The 16,615-nt window shown below is 72.2% G+C and carries 16 protein-coding genes; 5 read left to right on the top strand and 11 right to left on the bottom strand.

Translation table 11 applies throughout. The features are described 5' to 3' along the window. Window positions 1–3: 3 nt before the first annotated feature. The 3 genes from QM779_RS13440 to QM779_RS13430 all read left to right on the top strand — a co-directional run bounded on the left by QM779_RS13440 (window position 4) and on the right by QM779_RS13430 (window position 3,923). Window positions 4–2,490, top strand: coding sequence for a CHAT domain-containing protein (locus tag QM779_RS13440; protein ID WP_428536039.1), 2,487 nt, complete (start codon window positions 4–6; stop codon window positions 2,488–2,490). 169 nt (window positions 2,491–2,659) lie between these two features. Then, window positions 2,660–2,821: a DUF6290 family protein gene (locus QM779_RS13435; protein ID WP_428536037.1), complete on the top strand. Its 162-nt coding sequence runs from the start codon at window positions 2,660–2,662 to the stop codon at window positions 2,819–2,821. A 79-nt stretch (window positions 2,822–2,900) separates the two neighbouring features. Next, window positions 2,901–3,923, top strand: coding sequence for a ketopantoate reductase family protein (locus QM779_RS13430; protein WP_428536035.1), 1,023 nt, complete (start codon window positions 2,901–2,903; stop codon window positions 3,921–3,923). Window positions 3,924–4,515: 592 nt separating this feature from the next. On the opposite strand, the gene QM779_RS13425 is transcribed toward QM779_RS13430, so the two are convergent. The 5 genes from QM779_RS13425 to QM779_RS13405 form a co-directional block, all read right to left on the bottom strand. Then, a complete protein-coding gene (locus QM779_RS13425; protein ID WP_428536033.1) occupies window positions 4,516–5,118 on the bottom strand; it encodes a hypothetical protein in 603 nt (200 codons plus the stop codon). Window positions 5,119–5,154: 36 nt separating this feature from the next. After that, a complete protein-coding gene (locus QM779_RS13420; RefSeq protein WP_428536031.1) occupies window positions 5,155–6,402 on the bottom strand; it encodes a multidrug effflux MFS transporter in 1,248 nt (415 codons plus the stop codon). A 135-nt stretch (window positions 6,403–6,537) separates the two neighbouring features. After that, the gene (locus tag QM779_RS13415) at window positions 6,538–7,326 is read right to left on the bottom strand and encodes an LppU/SCO3897 family protein (RefSeq protein WP_428536029.1); all 789 of its coding nucleotides are present in this window, start codon (window positions 7,324–7,326) and stop codon (window positions 6,538–6,540) included. Window positions 7,327–7,397: 71 nt separating this feature from the next. Further along, window positions 7,398–8,060, bottom strand: a complete 663-nt coding sequence (locus tag QM779_RS13410) for a response regulator (protein ID WP_428536027.1) — start codon at window positions 8,058–8,060, stop codon at window positions 7,398–7,400. After that, on the bottom strand, window positions 8,057–9,316 hold the full coding sequence (locus tag QM779_RS13405) for a sensor histidine kinase (RefSeq protein ID WP_428536025.1): 1,260 nt from the start codon (window positions 9,314–9,316) through the stop codon (window positions 8,057–8,059). Before QM779_RS13405 ends, QM779_RS13410 begins: the two co-directional genes overlap by 4 nt. 96 nt (window positions 9,317–9,412) lie before the next feature. Between QM779_RS13405 and QM779_RS13400 the strand changes: the two genes are divergently transcribed. Continuing rightward, window positions 9,413–10,249 (top strand): septum formation family protein, encoded by an 837-nt coding sequence (locus tag QM779_RS13400; RefSeq protein WP_428536023.1) that lies wholly within the window; start codon window positions 9,413–9,415, stop codon window positions 10,247–10,249. A 69-nt stretch (window positions 10,250–10,318) separates the two neighbouring features. On the opposite strand, the gene QM779_RS13395 is transcribed toward QM779_RS13400, so the two are convergent. Both QM779_RS13395 and QM779_RS13390 read right to left on the bottom strand, forming a co-directional pair. Beyond that, complete coding sequence (locus QM779_RS13395) at window positions 10,319–10,915, bottom strand: CE1759 family FMN reductase (RefSeq protein WP_428536021.1); 597 nt, start codon at window positions 10,913–10,915, stop codon at window positions 10,319–10,321. Then, window positions 10,912–12,105 carry an LLM class flavin-dependent oxidoreductase gene (locus tag QM779_RS13390; protein ID WP_428536019.1) on the bottom strand — a complete coding sequence of 398 codons (1,194 nt, stop codon included), beginning with the start codon at window positions 12,103–12,105 and terminating at the stop codon, window positions 10,912–10,914. The genes QM779_RS13395 and QM779_RS13390 overlap by 4 nt, the downstream gene beginning before the upstream one ends. Window positions 12,106–12,197: 92 nt before the next feature. Between QM779_RS13390 and QM779_RS13385 the strand changes: the two genes are divergently transcribed. Then, window positions 12,198–13,073 carry a mechanosensitive ion channel family protein gene (locus tag QM779_RS13385; protein ID WP_428536017.1) on the top strand — a complete coding sequence of 292 codons (876 nt, stop codon included), beginning with the start codon at window positions 12,198–12,200 and terminating at the stop codon, window positions 13,071–13,073. Window positions 13,074–13,581: 508 nt separating this feature from the next. Here the strand turns inward: QM779_RS13385 and QM779_RS13380 are convergent. Genes QM779_RS13380 through QM779_RS13365 form a run of 4 tightly spaced genes read right to left on the bottom strand, consistent with a single transcriptional unit; the run spans window position 13,582 to window position 16,600 of the window. Then, window positions 13,582–14,466 carry an EamA family transporter gene (locus tag QM779_RS13380; RefSeq protein ID WP_428536015.1) on the bottom strand — a complete coding sequence of 295 codons (885 nt, stop codon included), beginning with the start codon at window positions 14,464–14,466 and terminating at the stop codon, window positions 13,582–13,584. After that, entirely contained in the window at window positions 14,463–15,038 is a 576-nt protein-coding gene (locus QM779_RS13375) for a DNA-3-methyladenine glycosylase I (RefSeq protein WP_428536013.1), read from the bottom strand. Before QM779_RS13375 ends, QM779_RS13380 begins: the two co-directional genes overlap by 4 nt. A 60-nt stretch (window positions 15,039–15,098) precedes the next feature. Beyond that, on the bottom strand, window positions 15,099–16,070 hold the full coding sequence (locus QM779_RS13370) for an META domain-containing protein (RefSeq protein WP_428536011.1): 972 nt from the start codon (window positions 16,068–16,070) through the stop codon (window positions 15,099–15,101). Beyond that, window positions 16,067–16,600, bottom strand: coding sequence for an RNA polymerase sigma factor (locus tag QM779_RS13365; protein ID WP_428536009.1), 534 nt, complete (start codon window positions 16,598–16,600; stop codon window positions 16,067–16,069). Before QM779_RS13365 ends, QM779_RS13370 begins: the two co-directional genes overlap by 4 nt. Between the last annotated feature and the right edge of the window lie 15 nt (window positions 16,601–16,615).

The raw sequence follows: 16,615 nt of genomic DNA, 5'->3' as shown, positions 1-16,615 counted from the left end.
ACAGTGGGCGAGGACGCGATCGCCCGAGCCCGCGAGTTGCGGCTCGCGGGCCTTGCCCACAACACGGCCGGACGCCATGCCCGGGCCGCCCGCTCCCTGCACGCCGCACTGAAGCTCCTTCCAGAGCCGGCGTCGAGCCGCGACGCCGACGCTGTAAGGGTGGCGTGCCTCCTCACGCTGGCCATGGCAGAGCTGACGACCGCCGGACTCGACGCCGCGCTGGCCAGGATCGGCGAAGCGGGCGGCCTGGTCGGCGGTGACCCCGAGCTCACTGCCCGATGGCGTTGCCAGCGGGGAAATGTGCTCCTGCGCGCCGGCGACTTTGCGGCTGCAGCTCCTGACCTGGCCGTTGTCAGAGCCGAGCCGCAGTGGTTCTCATCAGCCGAAAGGGCGGCGATCGGTCTCAGCCTCGGCAGCATCGCCTTCGAACTGGGCCGACCCGCCGAGGCGTTGACCGTCTGGTCGGATGCGTCCCGGCTGGCCAGCGAAATCGGCGACGACAGGCTGCTCTTCATGGCGGAACACAACTTGGGATACGCCCGCTATCTCAACGGGGACCTGCCGGGCGCGCTCGCCGCAATATCGGCTGCGGACGCACTTCCCGCCGACGTGTTCCGGGGGCCGTCCCTGTTCTCACTGGGCCGAGTGCTCGGCGAAGCCGGGCTGCTCGACCGGGCGATCGAGGTGCTGGACCGGGCGCGGGAGGTTTCCCGACCGGACCGGATGCTGCGCGCGGAGATCGAACGTGAGCGCGCCGTGGTGCTGCGGCTGACCGGCGACTACGACGAGGCAGCGGCTGCCGCTCGCTCCGCGAGGAACCGCTTCGCCCGGCTCGGGGCGACCGGCCCTGCCTCGACCGCTGCACTCATCGTGCTGGACTGCGACCTCAGTCGCGGGCGTCGGCTGCGGGCCGTGCTGGACGGGTCGCTCCTGCTCGACGAGGTGGCCCGCGAACTCGGTGACACCGATCTGGCCGCCCGAAGCGTGGCCGTCGCGGCGGAGGCCGCCGCCCGGCTCGGCCGACCGGACGTGGCGCGCGCGGCGCTGCGGCGCTACCCCGCCGGGTCGCACGGCCTGGTGATCCAGTTGCGACGCGTCTACGCCGCCGCCGTCACCGACCTCGCGTCCGGACGGTCGCCTCGGCACCGGCTCGCCGCCGCCGCCCGCGACCTCGCCGCCAGCCAGGCGGTGAGCGCGTCGCTGGACTCGCGGGCCGCGCGGAAGGTGCTCAGCCTGCGGCTGGCCGACCTCGACGTGGGGCTCGCCGTCGGCCGCGGGCCCACCGACGTCCTGCGCACGCTGGAGCGCTGGAGCAGCCTGGGGCTGCCGGTCGTCCGTCCGCCGGAGGACCCGCGGCAGGCTGACCTCACCCAGCGGCTGCGGTCGTTGTCCCAGGCCGTCCGCGACGAGCCGGGTGGGCCGGCGACCGCGGCGCGGAGGGCGGAGATGGCGTCGCTGCAACAGGAGCTCACCGACATCGGACTCGCACAGCGGCAGGACGCCTCCTCCGCCGCTCCCCTGCCCGGCCTCGCCGAGGCGCTGCCCGCGCTCACGACGACCGATCGGGACCTGCTGTGGCTCTTCCCGCACGACGGTGGCCTGTGGGGGGTCGGGGTGGCGGCCGGACGCCGGCGTCTGGCCCGGCTGGCCGACCTCGACCGCTGTCTGGAGACCACCCGGCGGCTGCAGGCCGACCTGCGGGCGCTCGCCTACCAGCCGTCGGGGCCGCTGCGGGACGCGATCGGCGCGTCCCTGCGCTCGGGGCTGGCCTGGCTGGACGAGGTGGTGGTGCGACCGTGGCGACGCCGCTCCGCGGGGCTGGTGGTGGTCGGCACCCACGCCGTCGCGTCCGTGCCGTGGGGGATGCTGCCGTCGCTGGCCGGCGTCCCCGTGACCGTCGCGCGCTCGGTCACCGAGTGGGCGGGACGTCGGCTCGAGGTCGTCCGGCCGCCGGTCGAGGTGGTGGTCGGGCCCGGGCTGCGGTTCGCGTCCGCCGAGGCGGCCGAGGTCGCGTCCGCCTGGGCGGACGCGCGGGTGCACCCGGACGCGCGGGCCGCCGATCTGGTCTCCGCGCTGGCCAGCCCCGGCGTCGTGCACGTCGCAGCGCACGGCCAGCACCAACCGGCCAGCCCGCTGTTCTCGTCGCTGCGGATGGCCGACGGCGACGTGTTCGCCCACGAACTGCCCACCGGCGACGTCCGGGCCGGCCACGTCGTGCTGTCGGCCTGCGACGTGGGCACCGCGCAGGTGCGTCCGGGCGACGAACCATTGGGCCTCGCGCACACGCTGCTCTCGCTGGGTGTGGGCTCGGTCGTCGCCGCGGTCGCCCCCGTCCCCGACGACGAGACCGCGTCCGTCATGGCCGCCTACCACGCCGGCCTCGCCCGCGGGCTGCCGAGCGACGAGGCGCTCGCCGCCACGCCCCCGTCCGCGTTCGTCGCCCTCGGCGCGCCCTGGCGCGCGAACCCCCGACCCCACCCCGCACCCTGACCCGCCCTGACCCCGGAGCCCCGCTCCGTTCGCGCCGAGCTCGCCCCGTCCCCACACAAACGCTCCCGAAACACGCAGAAGCTCCCGAAATTTCGGGAGCGCGGACGAATTTCGGGAGCGTTTGCGCGGAAGCGGACGAACGCCGGCGTCCGGTATTACCCTGTACTACATGGCTTCACCGCAGCGTCGCACCCTCGTCTACTCCGTCCGGCTCAGCCCGGCCGAGAGCAACGCCATCCAGAAGATCGCGGACGCCCGGCACCTGCCGGCGTCCACCCTCGTCCGCTCATGGATCCTCGACCGGCTCGAGCAGGAGCAGTCGGCGTCCTGAGCCCACCGTGTCCCGGCAGGGTCGATGTCGACGCTGCGGGGACACTCTGCGAGCGAAGGAGCCAGGGAAGGACTGCGTCATGCGGTTGTTGTTCATCGGTGCGGGCGCGATCGGCACCTACGTCGGCGGGTCGCTGGCGGTCGCCGGGCACGAGGTCGCCTACAGCGAGCAGCCGGACGCGGCCGCGGCGATCGCGGGGACGGGCCTGCGGCTGACCCGCGACGGCCGCACCACACCCGTCCGCACCTTCGCGATCCACGCCTCGGCCGCCGAAGCGCTCGCCGCGGGGCCCTACGACGCCTGCGTGTTCGCCCTGAAGTCGTTCGACACCGCCGCCGCCCTCGACGGCCTGCTCGCGACCGGCCTGCCGGTCCCGCCCGTCCTCTCCCTGCAGAACGGCGTCGACAACGAGCCGCTGATCGCCGACCGGCTTGGCGCCGACCGGGTGATCACCGGCACGGTCACCACCGCGGTCGGCAAGCCGGGCACCGGGCAGGTGATCGAGGAGAAGCGCCGCGGCATCGGCATCGGCACCGACCATCCGCTGGGCGAGAGGCTCATCGCCGCGCTGAACGACGCCCGCCTGCACGGCCGCGGTTACCGGCGTCCCGGCCCGATGAAGTGGTCGAAGCTGCTGACCAACCTGCAGGGCAACGCCACCTCCGCGATCCTGGACGAGTCGGTGGCCCGCCTGTTTGGCGATCGCCGGCTGTACGACGTCGAGATCGCCGTGCTGCGCGAGTGCCTGGCCGTGATGGACGCCCTCGGCTACCAGCCCGTCGACCTCCCCGGCACCCCCGTCCGCGCGCTCGCGCTCGCGGCGACGCGGATCCCCCGGTTCGTCGGCCAGCCGATCCTGACGCGGTTGCTCGGCGGCGGACGCGGGGCGAAGATGCCGTCCTTCCACATCGACCTGTACTCCGGACGCGGCCGCACGGAGGTGCGCTACCTCAACGGCGCCGTGGTCCGCCACGGCGAGGAACTCGGCGTCCCGACGCCGGTGAACCGCGTCCTCACCGAGACCCTGGAGTCGCTCAGCGACGGCACCGTCCCGCTGGACACCTATCGGCACAACCCCGAGGCGTTGCTCGCGCTCCTCTGAACGCCCTGTCCGGGCACGGACGGCAACGGACACCGCTGACCTGCGGCGCTCCGTGGGGGTGACGTCGGGCCGGGAGCGCCTCTCGGCGCGTGGCCGCTCGTAGCGGAGAAAGTTGGAGCCCGGGGCTACCGCGGCCCGACGACTGATGAAGGATAGGCCGCGCCGGCCAAGGATCCAAGCCCGACTCCCCGAGCGGTGGGACGCCACCACCCGGACGAACTACGCCCCGTCATCCCACCCACTTCCCTGTCATCCCGGCGAAAGCCGGGATCTCGACGACAACCAGCCGCCAGCACGCCGACAACACAGACCCCGGGTCAAGCCCGGGATGACGGTTGCGTGGCGCCCGCCACAGATCCCGGGTCAAGCCCGGGATGACAAGAACCGGGGAGCCCAACCCCACTGTCATCCCGGCGAAAGCCGGGATCTCGACGACAACCAGCCGCCAGCAGGCCGACACCACAGATCCCGGGTCAAGCCCGGGATGACAGGGTTGGGGTGTGCCACAGATCCGGGGGCAAGCCCGGGATGACGGGGTCGGAGCCGGAGATCCTCGGCTGGCGGCGACGGGCGAGCAGCGCGGACCGCGGTCCTACTTCAGCTTCCCCGCTCGCCAGAGGGCGGCGGACGAGGTCAGGTCGCCGGCCATGTCCTGCAGGCGGAGCGCCTGGAAGACCGCGCGGGTGCCCACCGTGACGTCGGCCCGGCCGGACGCGACAACGTGGCAGAACGCCGCGGCCCGCTCCAGCGCGACAGCGAAGTCGCCGGAGAACGCGCCGCGCAGGATCTCGTCCGCCACCCTGCGCACCTCGTCCGGCCCCGGCGGCTCGACGCCGGCGACCGCGTGGTTGGGCTCGGTGAACCGGATCCCCGCCGCATACTCGCGCGCGGCGCCGTGCGGGTCGGTCGAGACCCATTCGCGCAGCAGGTACAGCCTCCACAGCACGCCGGGCAGCGTCCGCGCCGGACGGGACGCCCACAGGTCGGCGAGGGTGTCGAGCCCGATCTCGTCCGACAGCGCGACCAGCCGCGCCGTCACCGCCGGGTCCTCGGCAGCGCGTCCGGTCCGGAGCAGCACGGCCGCGGTCTCGTGCGCGGCGTGCAACTCGGCGATCGGGTCGGACGGCTGGCCCAGCGCCTCGAGCGCGGCCGGGTCCTGGAAGCTCGGCCTCCGGGGCCTGCGCTGCTCGTCCATCCGGCAAGGGTAGCCGCGACCGTCCGCCGCGCCGGGTCAGCCCTGCGACACGGTTCCCGGACGCAGCGCGGGGCGCGCCAGCCCGAAGTAGCACGAGAAGGACGCGACCACGCCGAAGGCCATCATCAGCACCATCGGCACCGCCGTCGTGCCGCCTCCGGAGCTGGCCAGCGGCGCGCCGATCGCCATCGCGACCGAGTTCGCGACCCCCTGGACGGCGGATGCCGCCCCGGCCAGGTGCAGCGTCCGCGATACCGCCAGCGCGCCGGCGTTGCCCATGATGAACGCCTGCGACCCGACCAGCAGGACGAAGCCCACCAGCGTGGTCACCAGCGGGGTGCCGAAGAAGAAGACCCCGATGCCCAGCACCAGCACGCCGGTGGCCGAGGAGACCATGCCGCCCAGCATCAGGTTCTCCGGCCGGAACCGGCCGACGATCCGGGCGTTGACCAGTGACAACAGGATGTTCAGCAGCGCGTTCCCGCTGAAGAACAGCGCGTACTGCATGGCGCTCAGGCCCTTGATCTCCTGCAGGACGAACGACGAGCCCGCGATGTAGCCGAGCATCGAGAACGTGCCGAGCGCCGCGGTGAGCATGAAGCCGAGGAACGAGCGGATCCGCAGCACCTCGCCGATCCCCGCCACCGAGTGGCGAAGCCCACCCGCGTGCCGGGCCTCCGGCGGCAGCGTCTCGGGAACGAACAGGGACGCGGTGAGCACCATCACCACCCCGAACCCCGCGAGCACCCAGAACACCGTCCGCCAGGTGCCGACCAGCAGCACGCCCGCGCCGAGCACCGGCGCCAGCATCGGGGCGAGCCCGCCGATCGCGACCATCACCGACATCCATCGCGCGAGCGTGTCGCCCTTGGCGACATCGATCAGCACCGCGCGTCCGGACACCGACGCGACACCGCCGCCGATCCCCTGGAGCAGTCGCGCCGCGATCAGCACCCCGACCGAGGGGGCGAGCGCGCAGGCGATGCCCCCGAGGGTGCAGATCACTCCTCCGACCAGCATGGGGACGCGGCGTCCGCGCTGGTCGGAGAGTGGCCCGCCGACCAGCTGGCCGGCGCCGAAGCCGAGGAAGAACGTGGTGAGGGTCAGCCCGACCAGTGCGGCCGACGCGCCGAGGTCGGTCGCCACGTCGGGAAACGCCGGGCTGTACATGTCCGTGGCGAACGGAGGCACGGCGTTCTGGACGGCCAGCGCGGCGAGCAGCCCCGCGGTGATCGGGACGATCCGGCGTGACGGCTCGGGGCGCGCATCGACGGCATCGGCCACGACGACCTCCCTTCCCGCCCTCACCCTGCCCCACGATCCTGTGGGACGCCCGTGCCGGACACGGGCTGGACGCGCTACCGCGGCACGACAGGAACCGTCCCCGTCGTGCCACCCGACCTGCGGCGGACGGGCGGGTCAGAGCTCCTTCAGGCAGAGCAGGGTGCCGCTGCTGCCCTCGCGTCCCTCCCAGTAGTAGCTGGTCGCGTCGCTGAAGTCCTCGCACGGGTTCGACAGGCCGCGGATGGGCTGGTTGGTGTCCGGAATGACCCCCACCACCTGGTAGTCGGCGTCCGCCGAGTCGCACTGGACCGACTTCACGCTGTCGGTGCCGTCCTGGGCGAGGCAGTCGCCCACCTTCGTGGCACTCACGTTGAAGGACAGCAGGCCGGCGATGACCGCACCGATCACGACGACGGCCACGATGCCCAGCACGATCCAGGTCCGGGCCTTGGACGGCTTCGCCGGCGCGGGTCCGGGCACCGGCTGGCCCGGATACGGCTGGCCGGGGTACGGCTGCCCCGCGTAGGGCTGGCCGGGTTGGCCCGCCCCCGGGTAGCCGCCCTGGACCGGCTGACCGGGATACTGCTGACCGGACGGTTGGCCCTGCGGCACTTGGCCCGCCTGACCGTAGGCGCCCTGCGCCGGGGGCACCTGACCGTACGCGCCCTGTGGCACCTGACCCTGCGGCGCCTGGCCCTGCGGGTACTGCCCTGCTGCGGACGGCCCGGGGTAGGGCGGCGCCGGCTGGGCACCCTGGGTCGGGTACGCAGCGGGCTGCTGGTTGTCGCCCTGGTACCCCTCGGCGGGCTGCCCGAACGACTGCCCGGGATAGCCCTGCGGCGGCGGGTTCGACGACTGCGTCCCTTCCGTGCCCTGGTGGTCAGCGCCCCGGTTGGTGTCCTCGGGGTTCTCGGGTGTGGTCATGGCTATCCCTCCTGAGCGATCGACCCTAACGGAGCCCTCGTACCCACGACCAGCCCCGCGTCCCACGCCGATCAGGCGCGTCGGACGAGGCCCGTCTCGTAGGCGAACAGCACCAGCCCCACCCTGTCCCTGATCTGCAGCTTGGCCAGCAGTCTGGTGATGTGGGTCTTCACCGTCCCCTCGGCCATGTACAGCGTGCGGGCGATCTCGGCGTTGGTGGCGCCGGCGGCGATCTCGACCAGCACCTCCTGCTCGCGGTCGGTGAGCACGGCCAGCCGGGGGTCGACCCCCTCGGGGCTGGTCGGGAGCGTGGGGACGACGTGGTCGAGCAGCCGCCGGGTCGCGGAGGGGGCCATCACGGCCTCGCCGGCGGCCACCGTCCGGATCGCGTTCAGCAGGTCGTCGGGACGCGCGTCCTTCAGCATGAAGCCGCTCGCGCCCGCCTTCAGCGCGCTGAACACGTACTCGTCGAGGTCGAAGGTGGTCAGGACGAGCACGCGGGTCGGCACGCCGGACGCGACGATCCGCCGGGTGGCCTCGACCCCGTCCATCACCGGCATCCGGATGTCCATCAGCACGACGTCGGTGGCGACCGACAGCACGCCGGCCACCGTCTGCGCGCCGTCCGCCGCCTCGCCGACGACCTGGAGGTCCTCCTCGGCCTCGATCAGCATCCGGAAACCGCTGCGCACCAGCTCCTGGTCGTCCGCCAGGAACACCCGGATCGGGCTCATCGCACTTCCTCTCCCTGCCCGCCGGCCGCCGGCCGGATCGGCAGCACGGCCGTCACCTGGAACCCGCCGCTCGGACGAGCCCTGGTCAGCAGCCGTCCCCCCATGGACGCGACCCGCTCGTGCATCCCACGCAGGCCGTGGCCCGGGTTCTGCGGCACCACGGACGGGCTCGCCAGCCCATTGTCCAGCACGTCGATCGCGATCTCCCGCATCCCGTACGTGATCGTCACCATCGCCGTCGCCTGCGGACCCGCGTGCTTGAGGAAGTTCGTCAGCGCCTCCTGCACGACCCGGTACACGGTCAGCTCCAGCGCGGGAGTCACCTTCGGCGGCTGGCCGTGGATGGCCAGCTGGACGCGGTCGCTGGTGCGGGCGACGAGGTCGGGGATGTCGGTCAGCCGCGGCGCGGGCGCGAAGTCGGCCTGCCGGCCGGGCTCGGGACCCTCGCGCAGGACGCCGAGGATGCGGCGCATCTCGCTGAGCGCCTCGCGTCCGGTCTCGGCGATCGTGGTCAGCGCCTGGGTCGCTGCCTCCGGCTTCTTCGCCGCCATCGCCTTGCCGCCCTCGGCCTGCACGATCATCACCGACAGCGAGTGGGCGACGATGTCGTGCAGCTCGCGGGCGATCTGCGTCCGCGCCCTCGACTCGGCCAGCCTGGTCTCCTGGTCGCGCTCGAGCAGCATCGTCCGGTAGCGCTCCTCTGCCACCGCGACCCGGTCCTGGTGCGCCTCGCTCGACTCGCGGACGCGGCGTCCGATCGCGTAGGGGGTGATCACCAGGCCCGTGCAGACGAACCACGCCAGTGCCAGCCAGATGATCTGGCGCAGGCTCGGGTTGGACGGGTCGTCGATGATCCAGCGGATCGGTCCCAGCAGCGAGCCGATCGCCCCGACGACCAGCACGATCCGGGCGGGCTGGCCGGGGATCCAGCGCGCGACGGTGTAGGCGACCACGGGGACGGCGACCAGTGTGGCCATCGGCTGGTCGCTGACCACCAGCTGCACGAGACCGGCGAACGTCACCCCCGCCAGGGCCAGGAACGGCGAGTGGCGCCGCAGCACCAGCGACCCGATCATGATCAGGGCACTCGCCAACGGCACCACCGCGTGCATGAGCTGGGTCGGGGTCGGGCCACTGTTGAGGGTCACCACCCCGTAGGGCGAGACCGTCAGCAGGCCGAGGCCGGCCGCGAGGGCAGCGTCCAGCACCCAGTCGTGCCGGGTCGCACCGGGCGGGAAGAGCAGGTCACGCTTCATCGCAGCCAAGCGTAGGGGGTGGACGGGCAGGCTCGGCGGCGCCCGTTACCATGGCAGGAACGCCGGAGGGACCGGCGACCGGCGCGGGGGAGTCCGATGCAGCGACGCGGGAGCCGCGTGGGCGTGGTCCACGCCCTGCTGGGCGCGCTCCTGCTGGCCGGCTGCACCGCGTCGGTCGACGCGACGAGCCCCGCCGGGTCTTCACCGTCCGCCGCCACGCCCTCGGCGTCCGCGATCTCCCACCTGGAGGTGGGCGACTGCACGGGGGAACTCGACCTCAGCGGCGCGCAGATCTCGGACGTCCCCACCGTCGCGTGCACGAGCGGCCACCACTGGGAGGTGCACGCGGTCGTGGACGTGGCCGGCGACACCTACCCGGGCGCGGACGCCCTCACCGCCCAGGCCGACACCGCGTGTGCGGCCAGCTTCGAGGCGTACGTCGGCGTCGAGCCCGCGTACAGCCGCTTCACGTCCGCCTACCTCACCGGGGACGAGAACGCGTGGGCGGCGCCGGAGAACCGGGTGATCACGTGCCTGGCCGGTTCGGAGGACAACGAGCTGACCGCCTCGGCCAAGGGCGACACCCTGGTCTTCCCCGTCAAGGGGCAGTGCACCGGCCCGCAGGACGTGGCTGCGCAGTCGGTCGAGATCATCGACTGTGCGGCCAAGCACTACTACGAGGTGTACGCGGTCAAGCAGGTCGACTCGAAGAAGGCCCCGACCGCCGAGGAGGAGCAGAAGCTGTACACCTCGGTGTGCCTGGCCGGCTTCAAGAGCTTCGTCGGCCTCGACGTCGGCGCGTCGAAGTACGAGATCGCCTACTTCCTCGCCGGCGAGGACATCTGGACGAAGGTCGCCGACCACCGCATCGTCTGCAGCGCCGGCTCCCCGACCGGTGGCGTGAAGGGCTCCCTGAAGGGCGTCAAGAAGTAGCCAAGGCCGCGCGTTTGCGCGTTTTCGGGGACGGTTCTCCTTACCCGCCAACGACACGGTGGACCGAGCTCAGCCGCCCAGCAACTCCCGGAAGTCCGTCACCTCGAAGTCGTCGTCGCTCTTGGCCGGCGTCCCCGCCAGCACGATCCGCGCGAACTCCTGGGCGGCCTTGGTGATCCGGCGCTCGAGCTTGCCGCCCTCCGTCCCCCAGTCCTTCGTGGCCGCGAACACCGGGTTCGGCGCCACGACGGCCTTAAGGTAGAAGAACAGCGGCAGCATCGCGTGGTCGATCACCAGCGAGTGCCGCGCCGACCCCCCGGTCGCGGCCAGCAGCACGGGGCGTCCCTTCATCACACCCTCGTCGAGCGCGTCGAAGAACAGCTTGAACAGGCCCGAGTACGAACCGTTGAACACCGGCGTCACCGCGATCACGCCATCGGCGCCGCAGACCGCGTCGAACGCCTCCCGCAGCCGGGCGCTCGGCACGCGCGTGGCCAGGTGGTGGGCGAGGTCGGTCGCGAGCGTCCGCAGTTCGATGTGCGTCACCTCGCCCAACGAGCCGGACGCGGCGAGCGCGGCCACGCCCGCCTCCCCCAGCCGCTCGCCAAGGAGCCGGCTGGACGAGGGGATGCTCGTGCCGGCCGTGATCACGACGATGCTGGTCATCGCGTGGCCTCGGCGTCGGCGGACTCCGGGTACGGCGAGCGGCCGGTGACGTCATCGACGGCCCTGGCGGTCGCAGACGACGCGGCGCCCACCTCGACGCCGCGTTGCGCGGCCGCGGCGGCGTCCCTCTCGGCGACGAGGCTGGCGTGCGTGGGCGCGTCCGGGATGTGCGCGGGACGGCCCTCGGCGTAGCCGGCGCGCAGGTCGGGCAGGATCTCGCCGAGCAGGTCCAGCTGCTCCAGGACGGTCTTCAGCGGCAGGCCGGCGTGGTCGATCAGGAACAGCTGGCGCTGGTAGTGGCCGACCTCGCGGGTGAAGGACAGCGTCCGCTCGAGCACCTGCTGCGGCGACCCGACCGTCAGCGGGGTCTCGGCCATGAACTCCTCCAGGCTCGGCCCGTAGCCGTAGACCGGTGCCACGTCGAAGAACGGGCGGAACTCGTTGATCGCGTCCTGGCTGTTCCGGCGCATGAAGAACTGGCCGCCGAGGCCCACGATGGCGGTGTCGGCGGGGCCGTGGCCGTGGAACTCGAAGCGGCGGCGGTAGAGGTTCACCATGCGCTTGGTGTGGGCCATGTTCCAGAAGATGTTGTTGTGGAAGAAGCCGTCGCCGTAGTACGCAGCCTGCTCGGCGATCTCGGGGCTGCGGATCGAGCCGTGCCACACGAACGGGGGCACGTCGTCGAGCGGGCGCGGCGCGAGGGTGAAGCCCTGCAGCGGCGTCCGGAACTTGCCCTCCCAGTTCACGACCTCCTCGCGCCACAGCTTGCGCAGCAGCGCATAGTTCTCGATCGCCAGGCCGATGCCGTCGCGGATGTCCTTGCCGAACCACGGGTAGACGGGGCCGGTGTTGCCGCGTCCCATCATCAGGTCGATGCGGCCGTCGGCCAGGTGCTGGAGCACCGAGTAGTCCTCCGCGATCTTCACTGGGTCGTTGGTGGTGATCAGCGTGGTGGCGGTGGACAGGATGATCCGGTCGGTCTGCGCGGCGATGTAGCCCAGCAGGGTGGTCGGCGAGGACGGGTGGAACGGCGGGTTGTGGTGCTCGCCGGTCGCGAACACGTCCAGGCCGATCTCCTCGGCCTTCTTCGCGATCGTGACGGCGGCGCGGATCCGCTCGTGCTCGGACGGGGTGCGTCCGGTGGTCGGGTCGGTGGTGACGTCGCCGACGCTGAAGAGGCCGATCTGCATGGTGTGCTCCAGATGATTGCGTATTCAAATATCTGTGGTAACCCGTTGAACCCGCAGACTATTCCGGGCGGCCAATCCGCCAGAATGGGGTCATGGACTTCGACGCGTTGACGGGCGACCTGATCGTGATCGGCATCGTGGTCGCTGTCGCGATCGTGAGCCGGTTCCTCCTGGTGCGGCTGGTCAAGACGCTCACCAAGCGCGCCCTCGACCGCGCCGAACGGCGCAGGAAGGGCACCAGTTCGCGAGCCGACCAGATCCTCGCGGCTGCCACCGGCGCGAACCAGGAGCGCTACGAGCAGCGGACAGCGACGATGGGCTCGCTGATCTCGAGCGTGATCACGGTGACCATCGGCATCATCGCGGTGCTCACGATCCTCGCCGTCCTCGACGTTCCACTGGCACCCCTGCTGACGTCCGCCGGCGTGGGCGGCATCGCCCTCGCGTTCGGGGCGCAGAGCCTGGTCAAGGACTTCCTGTCCGGCTCGTTCATGATCCTGGAGGACCAGTACGGGGTGGGCGACCTGATCGATACCGGCGAGGTGAAGGGCACCGTCGAGGAGGTCGGCCTGCGGGTGACCCGCCTTCGGGACGGCACGGGCACCGTCTGGTACGTGCGCAACGGGGAGATCCTGCGGGTCGGGAACCAGAGCCAGGGCTGGTCGACGGCGATCGTCGACGTCCCGGTCGCCTACGACGAGGACCCCGGCAGGGTGATCGCGATCCTCGAGACGGTGGCGGAGGAGATGGAGGCGGACGAGGCCTACGCCGACGTCCTGCTGGAGAAGCCGACGGTGGCGGGCGTGAACGCGGTCACGGCGACAGCGATGACGATCCGGATGACCGCGAAGACCGCGCCGAACCAGCACTGGGGCGTCCAGCGCTCGCTGCTCGAGCGGTCGCTGCAGGCCCTCGGCAGGGCCGGCGTCCGCAGCCCCGCCCCGAACCTGGGCGTGGTCGCGCAGTAGATCGGGCAGCCGGCTGGGCCCCCATCCGCGACTTTCGGCACGGATCCGGACTCGTCGCCGATCCCCCAAGGCCTTCTTGCGGCTTTCGGCACCACTGGCGTCCAGTCAGGGTCCTTCTTTCGGTGCCGAAAGCCGCAGGTGGCTCGAGTGACAGCCAGCGTGCCCGTGATTCGGTGCCGAAAATCGCGCGATCGTCGTGGCGAGCGCGGCTGACGCGATCCTGCCGCGTTGCCGGTCCCACACGTCCCTGATGTCACAGCTGGAGGACCGAGCGGCAGGATCGCGTCACGTCCTGGCCGCGGCGTGACGGCGAGTAACGGGCCCGTCCGCAGCTGCGAGGACGATCCGAGGGGCACACACGTCCGGTCGAGGCCGGGGACGATGACGCGATTTGGCCATCAGACCGCCGAGGGGTGACGGCTGCGCACGCTGGGACGAAAGGATCGGCAGGATCGCGTCGGACGGGTGCGCGCGGCGGCCGGCGAACCGGGTCGACCGGCAGGGTCGCCTACTCGTTGACGGCGGGAGCCTTCGCCAGCGTCCGCGTGGAGCCGACGGACGCCACGATCACGCACGCCATTGCGACGACCTCGACCCAACTGAGCCGCTCGCCGAGGATCAGCAGGGCAGCCAGCGCCGCGGCGGCCGGCTCGAGGCTCATCAGGATGCCGAACACCGAGGCAGGGATGCTGCGCCGCGCGACCATCTCCAGGCCGTACGGGATCACCGAACTGAGCACACCGACCAGCACGGCGAGCAGTGCGACCCGCGGCTGCCACAGGCTCGTCCCGCCGGTGAGGAGACCGGGGACGAGGAACATCAGCGCGCCGACGAGGCTGCCGACGCTCACCCCGGTGACCCCCTCCCACGCGGCTCCGGTCGGACCTGACAGCACGATGTAGGCCGCCCAGGCCGCGCCGGCCAGCAGCGCGAAGCCGATCCCGATCCAGTCCACGGTGGCGGGGAACACCCCGAGCAGCACCACGCCGATCGCGGCCAGCGCGACCCAGACCAGGTCCCGCGCGCGCCGCGAGCCCACCAACGCGACCGCCAGCGGCCCGAGGAACTCGATCGTCACCGCCAGCCCGATCGGGATCCGGGAGAACGACAGGTAGATCGACCAGTTCATCGTGGCGAGCGCGATGCCGTAGCCGATCACCACGCGCCACTCCGGCCAGGTGCGCCCCCGAAGCCGGGGTCGCGCGAACACCCAGAAGATGAGCGCGGCGGCCGCCATCCGCAGCCAGGCCACAGCGGTCGGGGCGGTCAGCGTGAACAGTGACTTGGCGAACGCGGCGCCGAACTGGACGGACACGATCGCGCCGAGCACCAGCCAGACCGGGTTCAGCCAGCCCGGCAGTCCTTTGGCTGCTGTCCGTGGGGTGACTCTCATGCCAGAGCCGCGCACCGGGCCTGTGCGGGGCACCCGAGGACGTGGTCGTTGAACAGCCCGACAGCCTGCGCGAAGGCGTAGACGATGGTCGGTCCGCAGAACCGGAAGCCCGCCTTCTTCAGCTGCTTCGCCAGCGCGTCGGTGCGCGGATCGGTCGCCGGCACCCCCGACAGGTCAGCCGGGTTCCGCTGGACGGGGCTGCCGTCCACCGCGTCCCAGATGAACGCACTGAAGCCGCCGGGGTGGTCGGCCTCGATCCGCTGCCACGCCTGCGCGTTGGTGATCGCGGCCTCGATCTTGCCGCGGTGACGGACGATGCCCGCGTCCCCGAGCAGCCGGACGACGTCCGGCTCGCCCCAGTGGGCGACCACGTCGGGGTCGAAGCCCGCGAACGCGGCCCGGAAGCTCTCGCGCTTGCGCAGGATCGTGTACCAGCTCAGCCCGGCCTGGAACCCGTCGAGGATGAGCTTCTCGTACAACGCCCGGGAGTCGCGTTCGGGCACGCCCCACTCGTCGTCGTGGTAGGCGACGTAGAGCGGATCCGTCCCGCACCACCCGCAGCGCTCGCCCATGCCGGCTCCCTTCCGCCGGCTCATGGTAGTGCCCGCCTGCGGTGATGGGCCGCCGCACGCCTACTCGAAGGTGAGTTCCAGCTGGTCGCCCTGAATCGTGAGGACGTAGGTGTACTCACCAGGACCCAACGCCTCCTCGCCGACGTAGTCGGTGGGCTGGAGGACGAACGTACGCCCGTCGGCCGGTGGGCCCCCTGCGGCGGTGACCTTCACGGAGGCGTAGCGGTAGACCGGCTCCCCTGCGTCCGCGTAGTCGGAGGAGGCCCCTGCAGCGAGCGGGCCGTACTCCACCCTCATTCCGTCGGGGAACTGCACGTCGACGGAGGTGAAGTCGATGCCGGACGCGTTCCGCACGCGCACCTCCACGGCGTCTCCGACCCGTGGCCCGAACCGCGCGACCACCTGTCCGGACGCGGACAGCAACTCCAGTTCGGTGCCCGCCCGCTGCGCGCCGACCGTCGCGAAGAGGGCGTCGAGGAAGCGCTGAGGGAGGGCGGTGTCGTCGCAGGCCTGGCCGCTGGACGCCCAGTTCGTGATCGCCAGCCGGGTGCCGTCGAGGCTGTAGCGGCCACTGCCGTTGTTGCACGAGTCGTTGCCCTCGACCAGACCGCCTTCGGCGAAGAACTTCAGGCTGGGAACGTCCACCCCCTCGGCGGTCACGGCCTGCCCGCCGAGCTCGAGCGCGTACCAGCGGCGCCCGGTGAGTTGGTCCACGGCCGTCACGGGCGTCCCGGGAGCCGACGTCACTGCGGACGACGACGCCGGGGGTGTGGCCGAGCCGGAGGGCGCGCCGGCCGGCACTGCGGGCAGGGCGTCCGGCGTCCGACCCAGCCACACGGCGGCGCCGACCCCGGCCACCAGGGCCAGGGCAGCGGCGGCACCGAGCCACCGGTGGGCCCGCCGTCGGACCGGGTGCGGCGCACCGGCCTCGGCCCGCGCCAGGACGTCGTCGACGTCGACGGGACCCAGCCCGGGTTCGCGCGCAACCGCCTCCCGCAGCCCGGCGCGGAACCGCTCCTCGATGTCGCTCATGACTCTCGTCCTTCCGTGCGCGAGCGCAGCAGGGCTGTCGCCCGATGGACGTGGGAGCGGGCGGTGGCCTCCCGGCAACCGAGCGCCGCGGCGATCTCGGCGAAGCTGAGGTCGCCGTAGAAGCGCAGCACGACGGCCGTCCGCTGGACCGGGCTGAGCGTGCCGCACAGGCGCCACACCGCGTCCGCATCATCGACGGCACCGGTCGGGTCGCCGGCCACCGGCGCCGCACGCAGCCGCTCGGGTTCGGCGACGGGCAGCGAGCGCGGTCGGCGCCGGATCACGCCGAGACACGCGTTCACGACGCTGCGGTACACGTACGCCTCGAACTCGTCACCGGCGGGCAACTGCGCCCACCGCCCGTACAGGCCGGCGAGGGCGTCCTGCACGGCATCCCGGGCGTCCTCGCGGTGCCGGGTGACCAGCCAGGCGATCTCGAGCAACCGGTCGCCGCGCTGCTCGACGAAGGCGGTGAACTCCGCCTGCGCCGACATCACGGCCGCCGTTCCCGAGGTTCTGGCTGCTCCCACACCCTGATCAAGTGC

The sequence above is a fragment of the Propionicimonas sp. genome (assembly GCF_049840635.1).
Taxonomy (GTDB): Bacteria; Actinomycetota; Actinomycetes; order Propionibacteriales; family Propionibacteriaceae; genus Propionicimonas.
The sequence above is the reverse complement of the archived record's forward strand: the minus strand, read 5'-3'. Positions and strand labels throughout refer to the sequence as shown.